The sequence below is a fragment of the Actinobaculum suis genome, assembly GCF_900618115.1.
GTDB classification, from domain to species: Bacteria; Actinomycetota; Actinomycetes; order Actinomycetales; family Actinomycetaceae; genus Actinobaculum; species Actinobaculum suis.
Genome location: NZ_UYIO01000001.1, coordinates 1070921 through 1086811, shown reverse-complemented (window position 1 = coordinate 1086811; position 15891 = coordinate 1070921). Strand labels below are relative to the sequence as shown.

The window sequence follows — 15891 nt, the reverse complement described above, 5'->3', positions numbered from 1 at the left end:
TCTTTCCCGCTGTCTTCGCTGCCTGCGGTTCCCGGGCGGCGTCACTATTGCTGGGTGCCGGCGGCCAGGGGTGCCGTTTTGGCAAAGTGGTCCCATCCACCCAGCCCGGAGATTGCATTGCCGTCTAGGGTGATGCGGCCGTGGGGGTCGGCGTCGCGCACGGTACCAATCCGGCGGAAACCATCCGGCAAGGTTGGGGTACGTGCGCCCCAGGCTCGCGAGTGGGGACGGTCGAGCGTGCCTACAAAACCGTGGTCTTCCCCGCCGGTAAGTACGCACCGGTACACCCAGTCCACCGGATCGGTGCGGCCCAGGTGGCGGGCCACCGGCAGTAAGGCGTGCATGTCTGCTTCCAAGGAACCGGTATCTATATCGATCCACACTTGGGAGGCAGCAGCGATCCGGGATAGATCGCGGATCAGGCCGTCGGAAACGTCCATGAAAGCGCCCAGGGCGCCGGCCCGGGCGGCATCTAAAGCTTGCTCTACGGGCGGCTTGGGCCGGCGAAAATCGTCAATGAGCATGGTTTCCGTATTGGGGAAGGCGGAATCTTGCGGGGAAAATCCACGCCGCAAAAGTTCATAACCGGCTGCTGCATGGCCAATGTTTCCCACGTGAATCACGGCTTCCCCCGGCAGTGCGCTTTGCCGCAAAAGCGGGGCGCGCCCTTCCAGATCGCCAATTACCGTCACAGAAATAGTGAGCGTTTCGCCGCTCACCAGATCTCCCCCATCCACACCGCACCCCAGCGGCGCGCACGCATCTGCCATACCGCGCGCTAAATCTTCCACCCAGGCCACCGGGAGCATCCCCGGCAGTTGCATGGAAACCAAGAGAGAAACCGGGCGGGCGCCCATGGCTACCGCGTCAGCAATATTTTGCATCGCTGCCCGCCAACCCACATCGCGGCCGGTAGACCAATCGCGCCGGAAATGTACGCCGTCTACCAGCATGTCCGTAGAAATTGCGGGTTTGCCATCCGAGATCCGAAGCACCGTGCAGTCATCCCCCGTGGGCACTTCCACGCCGTGCGCACGATCGCGCCGGCGCGGCAGTAACGGGAGGATACGCGCTAACAGGGCATCTTCAGTCAGATCACGAATAAACACGCCTTATATCATCTCACGTCCGGCCCTGCGGAAATATGAGCAAGCCGGCTTATTCTCCACTAGCCCAGCAGCTAGGGCGCCAAAACCAGCAGCTCGGCGCCAAAACCTGCAGTTTGGGTACAAAACTTACCCGGTGCAGCCCGGCTCCCCGGCACGATCAGTATTACCGGGCACGGCCTGCTTTCCACTTGGCCCAGCACGGCCCGGCTTGCCCGGCACGATCAACATTGCCGGGCACGGCCCGCTTCACTGCGCTACTTGTTTTGCTCGGCGCTCACGAAATCCACGAAAGCTTGCAGGAGGCTGCGCAGGAAAGCTTCCGAACCCGGATCCACTGTGCCATCGGGCTGGATTTGCGCTACTGCGTTATTGATATAAGCCTCCGGCTGGCCCAGCAGCTTGACGTTAAAGAAACCTAGGGCAGCGCGCAGGTGATTTTGTGCCACAGCCGTACCAATCCCAGAAGAGGAAACTCCGGCCACATAAACCGGCTTGCCGGTGAGCACGGATTCTCCCCAGGGCCGGGAGGCCCATTCGATGGCATTCATAATCGAAGCGGCTGGCATCCGGTTATGTTCCGGCGTAATAATCAGCAGGCCATCAGCATCGGCCAGCTTTTGCTTGTATTCCTTCGCCCACTGCGGGTAGTTCGCATCCACATCGCGGCCGTATAGATCGAAATCATTTATGTGCAGATCAATTAGCTCCACACCTTCCGGTGCGTTCTTCTCCCAGAACCGTGCCAGGCCAGCATTGATGGAATCCTTGGCCTTCGAGCCCACCATGTACGCAATTTTCATGTGAATCTACATCCTTTCCCTGGCACCGCCGTGTGGCGCCGCCCCTCGAACGTTAGTTGAAGTTGTAACTACATTGGGTGTGCACTTATTCCGAGCGGGCACAGTTCACATATTTTTCTGACGCTACTACACATGCGTTAGCCTGGCAGACTACCTGACCACCCGAGCCGGTGAAAGTTTTGCGCAGTTAATATGCCTGGCAAGCTAATATGCCTGGCAAACTAATATGCCTGGCAAGCTAATATGCCTGGCAAGCCAGGGGTCGCTCCAAGCCAAGGGTAATAAGTTCGTCAATGAGCGCCGAATAGGGCAAGCCGCTTGCTTCCCACAGCGCCGGATACATGGAAACATTCGTGAAACCGGGCATGGTGTTGATTTCATTGACTACGAAGGGCCGGGCAGGATCTTCGGTGAGGAAGAAATCAACCCGAGCTAAACCTTCACAACCCAGGGCCGTGAAAACCTTTACTGCACATTCTCGCATTTCGGTGGCGGTTTGCGGCGGAATATGCGCCGGAATTTGCATGCTAAAACCGCCATTATCTTCGTACTTGGTTTCGAAGTCATACCACTGGGAGGTGAGCACGATTTCGCCGAGTACGGTAGCGCGCGGAGGTTGCGTGCCGTGGCCACCCAAAACGGCGCATTCAATTTCCCGCCCCGGAATGCCCTGTTCAATTAGCACTTTGCCATCAACTTGGCGTGCCGCTTCCACCGCGGCATCCAGTTCGGATAGCTCGGCCACGCGGGTGATCCCCAAACTAGAACCCGCCCGCGCCGGCTTCACATAAAGCGGGAAGCCTAGCTGCGCAGCTTCTTCGCGCACCTTTTCGCGCTCATTTTCCCACCGGGCCGGATCGGCAAGTACGTGGGGCGTGCACGGAATGCCGTGTTCTTGCAAAAGCATCTTCGTATAGTGCTTGTCCATCCCCGCCGCAGAAGCAAATACCCCGCATCCCACATACGGCAAACCCATAAGCTCAAACAGGCCTTGGATAGTACCGTCTTCCCCACACGGGCCGTGCAAAAGCGGGAAAGCAATATCTATGGGCCCGAGCGAACGTAGCTTGCCAGCGGCGTCGTCGGCCACTAAAAGATCCCGACCCGGCCCGTAAACGGTGAGCACGCGTTCACTTCCCACCGTTACTTCTCCGTGCGGCCCACCTGCTTCCAACCGGTCAGGGTTATCGACGCCGGGTACCCACGTCCCGTCCTTTGCGATCGCCACGGGAACAACTTCGTACTTTTCCCGGTCGATGGCCCGCATTACTGAAGCGGCCGTCAAGCACGAAACCGAATGCTCGCCGGATACTCCGCCATAAATGATGGCAACCCGGATCTTTCCCACGTTTCTGCCTCTCTTTCCCGGGCGCGCTCCCCGCGCATAACCCCAAGCACGTTATTATTCTCTTGCAACCGGGACGCTCGTGAAACACGTATTCGGCCAGCCGGTACCGCAGATTCGAGCGAACCTGCAACCCTCCAACCGTATCGCACCGCGGGCCGCGAGCGCCGCCGCGCAACCCGATTTGGCGAAGAATAGTTTTCGGTCATACCGCTAACTTGGCGAAAAATAGCCTGCACACTATGATCACGTTATGGGTCGAATCACAAAACAAAAACTATATGCCCTGCTAGCGTGCGCTGCTCTCGGGCTTGGGGCTTGCTCTTCCGGAGGCTCTTCTGCCGGGCCAAGTGCGGAAGGTGCGGCGAATGCCAGCAGTTCAGCATCGGCTACCGATGCGGCAAATACCTCTGATAGCGCGGCGAGTGCGAGCGCGGCGGCGACTGCCGGGGAGGATGCGGTAGATACGGCTCCCTTTATTACCGGTGATTCCAAATCGGCGGATGCGGAGAATACGGGTGAGGCTACCGCGCAGATCAAGGCGACGCGGGTGGCGGGCCATCCCGGTTATGATCGCGTGGTTGTGGAATATGAGAGCGCCGGTAAGCTTGGCTGGTTTAGTTCCTGGGTAGACGAACCTTTCACTGATGGGAAGGGTGATCGTATCGATATGCCGGGAAGTAAGTTCCTGGAAGTTAGTGTGGCCGGGGCGCAAATTCCTGAGGTCTACTTCCAAGCGCAAACCCCAGATCCGGATCAGCCGCTACCAGATATTCAGGCCCCGAATATGGGCGGTGCGAAGGTTGTGCAGGGGGTGTATACCGAGTGGCCCTTTGAGGGTATGCATACGATCCACATTGGGGTGGATAAGGAGCGCCCTTATCGGGTACAAATTCTTGATAATCCGGCTCGCGTGGTTATTGATGTTGCCACTGACTAAAGCTTTGCGCTAGCTAGTAACTATTTGGCCCGCCCAGTACACAGCCCGCCCAGGTGTGTACCGGGCGGGTCAAATCTATACCGGGCGGGTTATTTTTTTTGTTTAGGTGCGCTGGTTTCGCTTGCTATGGCTGGCCCCGTGTTACCGGCCGCGCGGGTAGAAACGCAAGTCGAGGACGTATTGGCGGTGGGACTCATCGGGCATTTTGCCAACCCGTTCGCGGTAGCTTCCCACTAGGTCTATGAGTTGTGTTGCTAGTGCGGAGGCTTCTTCTTCGCTCAAGGCAATCCCGCTGAAAATCTCTAATGATTCGCCGGCACGTGGCGTTTCGGTCTTGCTAGTAGCTGCGCCGGTAACCGGGGTTTGTTCTGTGCCGGAAGTTTCACTTGTATCAGGCACGGTTTCTTCGTGCGCGCTAGCCGTGGTTTTAGGTGCCGAAGTGTTTTCCATATAGCGGGCATGTTCGCTAGACCGCACGGCTTCTAATTGTGTGACTACGCGCTGGCCCAGTTCCCGATCGTCAATCTTCCACCCGACCACCGGCGCTATTTCCCACCAGATTTCTCGCCCATCCGCGCCCGGAACATTTGCTTCGTGAATAAGGCCGGCCTGTTGCAGTTTTTTGATGTGGTACGCCAAAGAGTTAGGTGTGCGGTCCAGATCGGCGGCAAGGTCTTTTTGCCGTTGCGGGCTGGCAAACATGAGGGAGGTCAGAATCGCCATGCGCTGCGGATTTGCCATCACATCCACCTGTTCGGCGGTGAGTTCGTAAATCTCTTCTGGCGTTCCAGTGCCGCGCGCGCCGGCCCCGGCGCCCATGTTCGCTTTCGCACCCGACTCTGCCGTACCGCTCATGTACTTCCGTTCCTTACCGCAAGTTCGCGTGCGTGCTTTTCTTCCGGTGCTACTCCTCCGGTACTCGCCAGCATTTTCAATAACGATTTGCCCGCGACTTCGAAACTGCACGCACCAAATTCTTCTCCCGCCCAGGTTAGCACCAGCTCACGTGGCGGGTATGCGCACAGTTGGTACCCGCGTGCTCTGTACTTTAGAGCCGCTCGATGTAGCCTTGCCACTCGTCCGGAAGCGGAATCTCTCTTACCTGGCGTGAGGAAATCGCGATCAGCACGCTGAGCGCGAGTAGCGGCCAGAAAATTGCCATGCACACCCACGGCGCGGCATTTTCTAGTAGCCAACCGCAAATGATCCCGGTAAGCGTATTGGTGAGGTTCATCAGACCGAAAATCGCGTTCACGCGCCCCTGCATTTCCGCGGGCACGATCCCCATAATAAAGCCCACCAGGCCCGAATTAACCGCGGGGATCAGAGCCATCGCCAGGCACATGCAAATCAGATATGTGAGCGCAGTTTGGCTAAAGACCAGCGGCAACATAAATAGTGCCATGCAGCCCATGGTCACTATCAAAAGCTGGCCGGTTTTAATCTTGTTTACGAGTTTTCCCGCCACTACGGCTCCCAAAATAGAGACGACGCCGGTAGCAGCTTGGATCATGCCCAAATGGACAGAGCTAATACCGCCGGCCACCAGGTACAAGTTCATGCCCGTAGAAATCCCGGTAAAACCTAGATTGATAACCAAGGCGGCAATAAAGATTTGGCGCAAAACCCCGTGTTGGCCCAAGAATGCGAAGCCAGCTTTTATATCAGCACCCAAAGATGCTGCTTTCGGCGCCGCGTCTGCGTGGTTTGTAAGGTTGGCGTGGTTTGTTTGGTTTGGGTGTGGCCGCAGATCGGTGCGGATCATGAGAGCCGCGCCAACCAGAATGAAATAGCACAGGGCGGGCACAAAGAATGGCAACCAGTCGCGGAGCACATACAGGAAACCGCCGAGCGGTGAACCCAAGATGCTAATGGCCCCATCGCGTCCCTGGTTATTCGCCTGGGCTTGCGCAAATTGCGAGACCGGCACGATGGAACGCAAGGCGGCGTTCGTAGCCTGCCCAAATAGACCGCCCGTTACCGAAGAGCCCGCGCATATCAGCAACAGCACGGGGTACGTCATGTGTCCGGTGAGCAAGAGGAAACCGGCTACCATCCACAGCGCCCCCGAAATAGCTCCGTACAGGATCATTGCCCGGCGGCGATCCATTCGGTCCACTATGGCCCCGCCAACCACGCCCACCAGGATCATGGTCAGCCCCATCACGGTGCCGATTAGTCCGGCCGTGGTCGTGGACCCGGTAAGCGCGTAGGCCACGAAGGTCATCGCCAAGCTCCGTACGGAAATTCCCAGCTGAGAGCTGGTATCCCCCAAGAACCACCACCGGTAATCGCGGTTCTGCCACAGTTTTGCCGGTGGTGGCGGAGCTGCCTGCGGTGGCGTAGCTGCTTGCGGTGGCGTAGCGTCCCGCAATGCCGGAGCAGCCTGCGGTGCCGGAGCGTTCTGCGGTGGCGGAGCTGCCTGCGGTGATGTACCGGCCTGCGGTGATGGATGTTTCTTCTCTGTTTCCATACCCACAGACTATTACCCCAAAAGATTTAGAACAACTCTTTTGGGGTAATGTTTTGTGGTGCAACGCGCCTCGATTTTCATACACATTTACGCGCCTGAGAACTACATCTTCTTCGCAGCCACGCTGTGTTCACAACTACATCGCGCGCAGCCGCAGCGTGCGGTTTTAGAACCTGCGCATTTTTGGCGAGCGCCGATTCGCGTTCATCCCGCGAGCGCGTATTCGGGGTTATTCGGCGAGCACAGTGATGTCAGCGCCCAGGTCGAGTAGTTTGCCTACGAAGTTTTCGTAGCCGCGGTCGATCACGTCTACCCCGGATACTCGTGATTCCCCTTCGGCGGCTAGTGCCGCGATCAGGTGGGAGAAGCCGCCGCGTAGATCCGGTACGTGAATATCGGCACCGCGGAGCGGGGTGGGGCCTTGGATAACTGCGGAATGGTAGAAGTTGCGTTGCCCGAAGCGGCATTCGTGCCCGCCTAAGCATTCGCGATATGTCTGAATATTGGCGCCCATTTCCCGCAGTGCCTGGGTGAAACCGAATCGGTTCTCGTACACGGTTTCATGCACAATGGAAAGCCCGTTGGACTGGGTTAGGGCCACGACCAAAGGTTGTTGCCAGTCCGTCATAAATCCGGGGTGTACGTCGGTTTCCACGAGGATGGCGTTCAGGTCTCCGCCCGGATGCCAGAAGCGGATTCCGTCGTCGCGCACATCAAACTTGCCGCCGGCTTTCCGGAAAGTGTTGAGGAAGGAGACCATGGGTTGCTGTTGGGCGCCGCGCACGAAAATATCTCCGTGCGTAGCCAAAGCGGCCGAGGCCCACGAGCCTGCCTCAATCCGGTCTGGGAGGGCTGTGTGGTGGAAACCGTGCAGTTCTTTCACGCCCTCGATGCGAATCGTGCGATCCGTATCGAGGGAGATCACGGCCCCCATTTTTTGGAGCACGTTAATTAGGTCTTCGATTTCCGGTTCTACGGCCGCGTTGGAAAGTACCGTAATGCCGTCTGCCATAACTGCGGTGAGCAGGGTTTGTTCCGTTGCGCCCACGGATGGATAGGGCAAGCGGACGGGTTTGGCCGTTAGCCCCTTGGGTGCTACCAAGTGCATACCGGCAGCTTCCTGCACGCGCTTTGCTCCGAATTCTTCGAGTACGCGCAAATGGAAATCAACCGGGCGGGCTCCAATATGGCAGCCGCCCAGATCCGGGATAAATGCTTCGCCCAATGCATGTAGCAAAGGCCCGGCAAATAGGATCGGAATGCGCGAAGAACCAGCTAGGGCATTTACTTCTAGCGGGTTTTCCGGCAGGTGGATCTCTCCCGGGGTGATGGTGACGGTCCCTTCTTCGGGCTGGTAATCAACTTCCACTCCGTGCAGGCGGAGCAGGTCAGAGACCACTTCCACGTCGCGGATTTGCGGCACGTTCCGCAGCACTGAGGTTTCCCTCGTGAGGAGCGCAGCCACCATGGCTTTCGAGACGAAATTCTTCGCGCCTCTTACATGAACCTCACCCGAAAGTGGGTGCCCACCATCAACAAGGAGTTTAGAAACCATAACTTTCCCTTCAGGTTCGGCGCCTACCGCGCTCACCAGTCTACCGGTCCGGCCTGCCTCCGGTTACTATCCAAAAACCGGCCCGGCATAAAGCTCCCAATAACATTGGCAACTCTAGCCGAGCCGGCACCAAATCGCGCCTATAGCCGCGCGTAGCCACTTATAGCCGCGCGTGGCCACCTACCCGAGCGGTACTTCCGCGCCGAGCGGGCCTTCCCGGGTGGGCATATCTGCTTCCCGAGCCGAACTAACCGGTGCTGCCGGCAAATGCCTTTGCGGTAGCGTACGGGGTTTGTAACTCGGCCGGCGCTCCTCGTATTCCCGAATCAGATCGGCATCACGCAAAGTTAGCGCAATATCATCCAGGCCTTCTTGCAAACGCCACCGGGTATAGTCGTCGATTTCAAAGGAATCCGTGAAATCACCGCAGGTCACCGTTTTTTCTTCCAGGTTCACGGTGATTTCAATTCCGGGCTGGGATTCGAGCAGCTGCCACAAAGTTTCCGCGCACGCATCGGAAATAACCCCGGCAACCAGGCCTTGCTTGCCCATATTGCCGCGGAAAATATCGCCAAAGCGCGGGGCGAGCACAGCTTTGAAGCCCCAATCGCGCAAACCCCACACCGCGTGTTCACGTGAAGAACCGGTACCAAAATCCCGGCCGGCTACCAGCACCGAACCGTGCTTATAGGCCTCTTGGTTCAAAACGAATTCCGGATCGCGCCGCCGCACCGCAAACAGCGCATCCTCATAACCAGTTTTCGTGATTCGCTTTAGATAGGCCGCGGGCAAAATCTGGTCGGTATCCACCGCAGTTTCTCGCAGGGGCACCCCGATCCCGGTATGTACACTAAATTTTTCCATAACGTCTTCCGTTTCCCTTCCTGCTCTCGCTACCGCGCCTTCTTACAGATCGTTCGGGTGGGAGAAGTGCCCGGTTACCGCCGTCGCCGCTGCTACCAGCGGAGAGACCAGGTGGGTGCGCCCGCCCGGGCCTTGCCGGCCCCGGAAATTACGGTTTGAAGTAGAAGCGCAACGCTCCCCAGCAGTGAGCTTATCCGGGTTCATACCCAAACACATGGAGCATCCGGCATTGCGGAACTCGGCCCCAAACTCGGCGAAAATATCGGCCAAGCCTTCCGCTTCTGCCTGCATCCGCACCCGCGCCGAAGCCGGCACCACCATCACCCGCATACCCGGTTTCTTGTGGCGGCCTTTCCACACTTTGGCAACCGTGCGCAGATCTTCAATCCGCCCGTTCGTGCACGAACCAATAAACACGGTATCGACCGGAATATCGCGAATCTTGGTACCCGGTTGCAGGCCCATATAGTCCAGTGCTTCTTCGGCGGCTTCGCGAGCTTGCGGATCCGCCATTGCTTCCGGATCTGGTACAGACGCCGAAATCGGCACGCCCTGGCCCGGATTAGTACCCCAGGTGACCACCGGTTCCAGTTCGCTAGCGTCAAGATCCACCACGGTATCGAAAACGGCATCCGCATCGGTGTGCAAGGTCTTCCAGTAGGCTACGGCCGCATCCCAATCTTCGCCTTGCGGAGCGTGCGGGCGGCCGCGCAGATAATCGAAAGTGATCTGATCGGGGGCGATCATGCCGGCACGGGCACCTGCTTCGATCGACATATTGCAGATCGTCATCCGCGCTTCCATAGACAGTTTGCGAATCGCTTCCCCGCGATACTCAATGATGTGGCCTTGTGCCCCATTGGTACCGATCTTGGCAATGATCGCCAAAATAATATCTTTCGAAGTGGTGCCGGGCCGCAACTCACCATGAATATTGATCGCCATAGTTTTGAAAGGCGCGAGCGGAAGCGTTTGCGTAGCCATCACGTGCTCAACTTCCGAAGTGCCAATCCCAATCCCAATGGAACCGAAGGCGCCGTGGGTGGAAGTATGCGAATCACCGCAAACTACCGTCATCCCCGGTTGGGTGAGCCCAAGTTGCGGGCCCACCGCGTGCACGATCCCCTGTTCGGCACTCCCGAGCGAATACAGCGGCACCCCAAATTCTTCGCAGTTGCGGCGCAAGGCCTCAACCTGTTTACGGGAGGTTACCTCCTGGATCGGCCGATCAATATCTACCGTGGGCACATTGTGATCCTCGGTAGCAACCGTCAAATCCGGCCGGCGTAGCTGGCGGCCTGCCAACCGCAAGCCCTCAAACGATTGCGGGCTCGTAACCTCGTGGATCATGTGCAAGTCAATGTAAAGGAGATCCGGAGCACCGTTCTCTCCTTTTTTGACGACGTGCGCATCCCATACCTTCTCGGCGAGCGTTTTCGACATTAGGATCCCTCCTTTACTTTGCTTCCACCAACGGTTTTTCACCGACCAGGTTTTATAACAACCCTGGCTTTATAAGAACCAAGGCTTTATAAGAACCAGGCCGCGTTCCGATGTCGCTTTGCCTCGCATAGCGGTCCACATCACTTCACACCTTCCTTGCATCTCACTTCGTGAGATGGGAGTATCAAGTTATGGACACCAAGAAGGATAGCGCAAAGAAGTCGGCAGAGGGTAGCGGGGTTGGCGTACTCGACAAAGCTTCCGCCGTGCTCGACGCTTTGGAAGCCGGCCCGCAAACTTTGGCCAGCCTAGTTTCTACTACCGGCCTGGCGCGTCCCACCGCTCACCGCCTCGCGGTAGCTTTGGAGTTCCACCGCTTTGTGGCCCGCGATATGCAAGGCCGGTTCGTACTCGGTCCGCGCCTTTCCGAACTTTCTTCCGCGGCCGGCGAGGATCGCCTGCTTAGCGCCGCCCACCCGATGCTCGTAGCTTTGCGCGACCATACGGGTGAATCTGCCCAGCTTTTCCGCCGCCAAGGCGAACAGCGAGTATGTGTTGCGGCAGCGGAACGAGAAATGGGTTTGCGTGATTCCATCCCGGTAGGTGCGGTACTTTCCATGAAAGCCGGTTCTGCCGCGCAGGTGTTGCTCGCCTGGGAAGAACCGGATCGTTTGCACCGAGGTTTGCATGGTGCTTCCTTTACCGCCACGAACCTTTCTGCGGTACGACGCCGGGGCTGGGCGCAATCCATAGGTGAACGCGAAGCCGGAGTGGCCTCTATTTCCGCGCCCGTACGCGGCCCTTCCGGCCGCGTGATTGCCGCGGTGTCTATTTCCGGGCCGCTCGAACGCATGGGCCGCCAACCGGGCCGCTTGCATGCCGCGGCGGTATGCGCGGCAGCCAAACGGCTCACCGATGTACTCCAGCACACCGAAGGGCTCGACGAATAACTCCCCCGCGGCGCTGCTTCTCCCCCGCGGCGCTGCTTATTACGCACTCAGCTTCACTCAGTACTGCATCTTGTACACTCAGTGCTGCTTCTTTTGCACCCAGTGCCGGAGCTTGGCCGATTCTTGTTCACTCGGCCTTGCATCGAGTTCACTCGGTGCCGCGCAAAGCTGCCCGGTATTCGACTTCGGTAAGGCGGGTTACTAGCTCCCAGTTTTCGCGCGGCTCAGTAGTGGCGTTGTGATGCGTGATGCGGCCCCGTAATTCATCGTCCAGCAGGAGGCGGGCGAGCTGGGCGGCAACGTCCTGATCACTCTCCCCTAACAAACCCGAAACTTCGTTTTCCAAAAAATCATCGGCACCCGTATTGGTGGGGCACACCACCGGCAACCCTGCCGCGCGCGCTTCCAAAGTGGCAATTCCAAAAGATTCCAACCGGGACGAGGAAAGATAGATATCGGCCTGCGCGTAGGCCTGCATAAGCTCGGCGCGCGAAGCCCGGCCCGGCAACCGCACCCAACTGGCGGCCCGATGCGAGCGAATCCACCGCTCTAATTCCCAACGTTGCGGACCTTCCCCATAAATAGTGAGCGTGGCATCCAAACCCGAAATTTCCCGCGCCGCTTTCACTATTTCCAACATTTCCAAGGTGCGTTTGCGCGGGGCCAAGCGGCGCGCCGAAATAATCCGCAACCGGCGCTGTTCGCGAAGCAGTTTCGCTTGCTCTGGTGCCGTTTCCGGTGCCGGTTCTGGTGTTGACGTCGATGCCGATTCTGATGCCGGTTCGCTAGCGCGGGCTGCAAGGCGCCAACTGGCTACTTGCCGCCAGTCACGTAGCGAGACCCCATTCGGAATAACCGCTACTTCCCCTTTTTGCCCCACCACCTGTTTAACTTCCCGGGCCACCAATTGCGAAGGCGCCGCATGGCGAATCGTTGGGCCGGTAATCGGCCGAACGAAGGGAATATACGGCCACACCGTGGGTTTGAGTACGGAATGCCAAGTTACCAGCGCGGGTAGGGTGTGCAGTTTGGCCAGCAAGAGGGCGTGCCAGGCGAAGGGTGATACAAGGCCGGTGTTAATGTGTACGACGTCGGCCCCCTGCAAAGCAGCAAGTAACTGCCTCCCACAAAACGGGTTGATGGGAATACCCCCAAAAATTGGGGTGGCGAGCCGCAACACGCGAATACCTTCCACTACGTCATGAGAATAGCCGCCCCCACGCTGTGCCGGGGTGGCAGTAATGACGAGCACTTGGTGCCCGTTGTTCTGCAGTGCAAGAGCAAGGTCGCGCACCTGCGACTCAATGCCGCCCAACCGCGGCATGAAACAATCAGAAACAAGGGCAATACGCACCTAGCTAGTATGGCAGAGCTAACCGCCTCCTTCCAAAGTGCTAGCCCGTGGCGTGTAAAAAACGCTTTCCGCAAATCGTGGCGAATACTACTAGCACCGCATCTGTGCACCTCGGTGGCCGGCTGGTTCTTTAACAGAAAAGCCCTCTCAGCTTTAGGTGCGTGCTGAGAGGGCTCTGGGTGTAAATGCAAGATGCACCCATGTACTATGCAGTGGTTAGAGAATCAAAAAATAGCTGGTTAACTGTATAGAAATCTGACCACCAGGTACCGCTAGCTTCATCACGAGCATGATCAAGCAGGTTAGTCACAGCATCGTAATGTTCAGAATGCGGATAGTATATGCACAGCGCATCTACGGTTTGCCCGCTGTCGTCTATAGTGAATGTTTCTTGCCTCCATTCCCCGTTAAAACGACGCCGCAAACCTTCACCTAAAAACAACATGTACTCATATTTGAGCTGATCGTCAAAAGTATCGCCATGGTTGAGGAAAAAAGATTCACACCTATCCAGCGACTCTTTTGACCACGGATCATTTTCGACAACGCCAACAATTCGATCAGCAAAATGACCGGATGAAATAAATTCCCTGGCCTGACTGGCTATAACGGTAACATCATTCATCTGCTCAGATGCCATACCTTTCCGACTTTTTTGCACTTGAGTTTCGGATAATTCGGGAACGCAGTATTGTAAACCGTCCTCAGTGCTTCACAGGCAGGTTTGGACGATAGACCCCTTTACTTCCTTTCGTCATGCCAGAAAAATCTGGTGGGTTCGCGACATGGGAATCGGGGTCGCGGTGCCTCTTAGAGACATCGAAACAGTATCAAATCATCTATGTTACAAACAACTCCGTTGTCCAAATCTTTGGCCGCGGCTTTCGCTTGTTATAGCGCAGGGCGAACTGTTCGACGTCGTACGAAATCCGGCCATAATGAACCACGCTGCCTTTGCATGCAAGCGTAGACTTAGATAAAGCTTCGATCTGCGCGAAGGAATTGATCATGAGTAAACCACTAGCCGTTATTGCGGCCTGCATACTGTTGGCCGGCTGCGCGAACTCCACACGCTCAGAAAATCCGCCCACAGGACAAGCCCTCACCCCACCCGCCAGTGAAACAGTCAGTTCTCCTACACCAAGTTCTCAAGCCACGCCGCCGCCAACTTCCATCGGCGAAGAACCAACAGAAGATCGCAACGGAGGATCACTGGTTGGGCTGCCGGACTGCAACTGGCAAGACCTCGGAATAACGCTCGACTTCACAAAACAGGCCCATACCCCGGAAGGGGAAATGACTGGTGTGCGAGAGAATGGTTTTGTGGCGTCTAATTCAACAGGGCAAGATTGCGTGGTTCGCGACGCACCTCAGGTGAAGCTCATCGATGGCTCTGGTCACATGATGTGGCCAGCTTTTCTAAACGTCCAACCTGCTGAACCTTTACCTTGGGTACTTCCCGATGGCTTCTCGGTTCTCTTTTATTTTCAGATCCAGGATAATCTTTTCGCAATATGCCCACAAACCGCTGAGAAGGTCGAGACCGCCCGCTTTGCTTTCAGTAACGGAACAGTGATCAACGTTCCGGTTCGCAAAGATGGTTGCACGGGGCGCACAGATGACTGCGTATGGGCTTGCGCGGACGATCCCGCTCTACCCAAGGTGGACATGACAATGCGTCTCGTTCAGTAAATCTACTATTCGCATACCTACAGGTCTTACTTCCAGCGCTCGTCCCTGCAGGCAGGATGGGGCAGGCCCAGCGTTCCACGCAAACCGTGCTAAAAGCCTTGGATATGGCGATTGGGCTACGGGGCGCGCACCACGCAAATTGGTGTTGCACGCGGACCCGGATCCACACGGCTATCGGCGGTCACACACCCGTCGAATACGAATTAATAACCGCGGTACCATTCGTGGAAGCCGCTTAGAAAAACGTCAACAACTCGCGGGCAAGTCAAAAGATAGCTATACTTGAAATAATCGTTCAGCCCGCCTCGACTCCGGTCGGGAGTGGGCTGGATCTCTGTTAGGGCTCGGAGCGGATGTATTGAGTAAGCCGGTAAAGCGGGCGTTAACAATTGCCCAGCACATTGAGTTACTGCGTTCTCGCGGCATGGAAGTAGACGACGCGCTTGCGCACCAATGGCTGAGCTACGTCAGCTACTACCGACTATCGGCCTACTGGTATCCCGCCAGGCGACTTACTTCTCGCGGTGTTCGCGCGGACGCGTTCCTTCCGGGCACGCGTTTTAGTGATGCAGTTGCGTTGTATGAAGCAGACCGAAAACTGCGCTCACTTGTCCATGACGGCATGGAACGGATCGAGATAGCGATGCGTACCCGCGTAGGTGAAGTCTTGAGCGCCACCGACCCGCTTACATACGTCGATCCGCAACGGTTCCGTCCAACCTTTAACCACCAAAGATGGATGACAACGCTCGATAAGCGCATTTCGCGGGCTCATCGGAACAATGAAGCGATTAAGCATTACCGGAATTGTTACGGTGGGAACTACCCGTTTTGGGTACTGGCTGAGGTACTAGACTTCGCGGATATCTCACGCCTATATGAAGGGTTACCAGCGTCTGACCAGCGCACTATTGCCGAAGAAATGGGCATCGTAATCGATTTGGGGGCCTTATCGAAGAATCAGCAACGCAAGGCCAAACTTCAATCACCGCTCGTACGGTGGATGGAACAACTCACCATCGTTCGTAACTACTGCGCACACCATGCCAGGTTATGGAACAAGTCTTTCGCGCCGGCACCCACCGCAGCGCTACGGACGCAACCACAATTCGCCGCGCTCCCAGAAGGGCAAAGCGAGCAGGTATTCGGCGTGCTCACCGTCATGTCTAGCCTCATTCGGGTGGCCTCGCCTGGCACAACCTGGCCGGCCAAAGTCACTAGACTCATCCGCCGCGACTTCTTACCCAATCCGCTTGTCAGCCCGACCAGCTTGGGTATCCCACCCGACTGGAACTATTCCTTTTAAACGCTAATCTTTGGGTAGTGGGCGCATTCGTAGCGGTCCGCTTCCAAGGACAAACAAGTG

14 protein-coding genes are annotated in these 15891 nt (G+C 57.1%); 4 read left to right on the top strand and 10 right to left on the bottom strand.

Annotated elements, in window-relative coordinates; genetic code table 11:
- Window positions 1-44: 44 nt before the first annotated feature.
- The 3 genes from thiL to H8274_RS04485 all read right to left on the bottom strand — a co-directional run bounded on the left by thiL (window position 45) and on the right by H8274_RS04485 (window position 3257).
- Window positions 45-1109 carry a thiamine-phosphate kinase gene (gene thiL / locus H8274_RS04495; protein ID WP_185933960.1) on the bottom strand — a complete coding sequence of 355 codons (1065 nt, stop codon included), beginning with the start codon at window positions 1107-1109 and terminating at the stop codon, window positions 45-47.
- A gap of 254 nt (window positions 1110-1363) precedes the next feature.
- On the bottom strand, window positions 1364-1909 hold the full coding sequence (locus H8274_RS04490) for an NADPH-dependent FMN reductase (RefSeq protein ID WP_185933959.1): 546 nt from the start codon (window positions 1907-1909) through the stop codon (window positions 1364-1366).
- Window positions 1910-2147: 238 nt separating this feature from the next.
- Window positions 2148-3257, bottom strand: a complete 1110-nt coding sequence (locus H8274_RS04485) for a D-alanine--D-alanine ligase family protein (protein WP_185933958.1) — start codon at window positions 3255-3257, stop codon at window positions 2148-2150.
- A 250-nt stretch (window positions 3258-3507) separates the two neighbouring features.
- Here H8274_RS04485 and H8274_RS04480 point away from each other — a divergent pair, with 250 nt between their 5' ends.
- Entirely contained in the window at window positions 3508-4194 is a 687-nt protein-coding gene (locus H8274_RS04480) for an AMIN-like domain-containing (lipo)protein (protein WP_185933957.1), read from the top strand.
- Between the two features lie 141 nt (window positions 4195-4335).
- Here H8274_RS04480 and H8274_RS04475 read toward each other — a convergent pair whose 3' ends face one another.
- The 5 genes from H8274_RS04475 to leuC all read right to left on the bottom strand — a co-directional run bounded on the left by H8274_RS04475 (window position 4336) and on the right by leuC (window position 10529).
- A complete protein-coding gene (locus H8274_RS04475; RefSeq protein ID WP_185933956.1) occupies window positions 4336-5049 on the bottom strand; it encodes a helix-turn-helix domain-containing protein in 714 nt (237 codons plus the stop codon).
- 193 nt (window positions 5050-5242) lie between these two features.
- Entirely contained in the window at window positions 5243-6667 is a 1425-nt protein-coding gene (locus tag H8274_RS04470; protein WP_185933955.1) for an MFS transporter, read from the bottom strand.
- A 229-nt stretch (window positions 6668-6896) separates the two neighbouring features.
- On the bottom strand, window positions 6897-8222 hold the full coding sequence (murA, locus tag H8274_RS04465; protein WP_074663459.1) for a UDP-N-acetylglucosamine 1-carboxyvinyltransferase: 1326 nt from the start codon (window positions 8220-8222) through the stop codon (window positions 6897-6899).
- Window positions 8223-8402: 180 nt separating this feature from the next.
- Complete coding sequence (gene leuD / locus H8274_RS04460) at window positions 8403-9086, bottom strand: 3-isopropylmalate dehydratase small subunit (RefSeq protein ID WP_074663438.1); 684 nt, start codon at window positions 9084-9086, stop codon at window positions 8403-8405.
- 42 nt (window positions 9087-9128) lie between these two features.
- Complete coding sequence (leuC, locus tag H8274_RS04455) at window positions 9129-10529, bottom strand: 3-isopropylmalate dehydratase large subunit (protein ID WP_049619345.1); 1401 nt, start codon at window positions 10527-10529, stop codon at window positions 9129-9131.
- 191 nt (window positions 10530-10720) lie between these two features.
- Here leuC and H8274_RS04450 point away from each other — a divergent pair, with 191 nt between their 5' ends.
- Window positions 10721-11479, top strand: coding sequence for an IclR family transcriptional regulator (locus H8274_RS04450; RefSeq protein ID WP_185933954.1), 759 nt, complete (start codon window positions 10721-10723; stop codon window positions 11477-11479).
- Window positions 11480-11627: 148 nt separating this feature from the next.
- Here H8274_RS04450 and H8274_RS04445 read toward each other — a convergent pair whose 3' ends face one another.
- Window positions 11628-12833 carry a glycosyltransferase family 4 protein gene (locus H8274_RS04445; RefSeq protein ID WP_185933953.1) on the bottom strand — a complete coding sequence of 402 codons (1206 nt, stop codon included), beginning with the start codon at window positions 12831-12833 and terminating at the stop codon, window positions 11628-11630.
- A 205-nt stretch (window positions 12834-13038) separates the two neighbouring features.
- Window positions 13039-13473: a hypothetical protein gene (locus H8274_RS04440; protein ID WP_049619342.1), complete on the bottom strand. Its 435-nt coding sequence runs from the start codon at window positions 13471-13473 to the stop codon at window positions 13039-13041.
- A gap of 368 nt (window positions 13474-13841) precedes the next feature.
- On the opposite strand from H8274_RS04440, the gene H8274_RS04435 reads away from it, so the two are divergent.
- Entirely contained in the window at window positions 13842-14525 is a 684-nt protein-coding gene (locus H8274_RS04435; RefSeq protein WP_185933952.1) for a hypothetical protein, read from the top strand.
- Between the two features lie 358 nt (window positions 14526-14883).
- Window positions 14884-15831 (top strand): Abi family protein, encoded by a 948-nt coding sequence (locus tag H8274_RS04430; protein ID WP_065414552.1) that lies wholly within the window; start codon window positions 14884-14886, stop codon window positions 15829-15831.
- Window positions 15832-15891 lie beyond the last annotated feature (60 nt).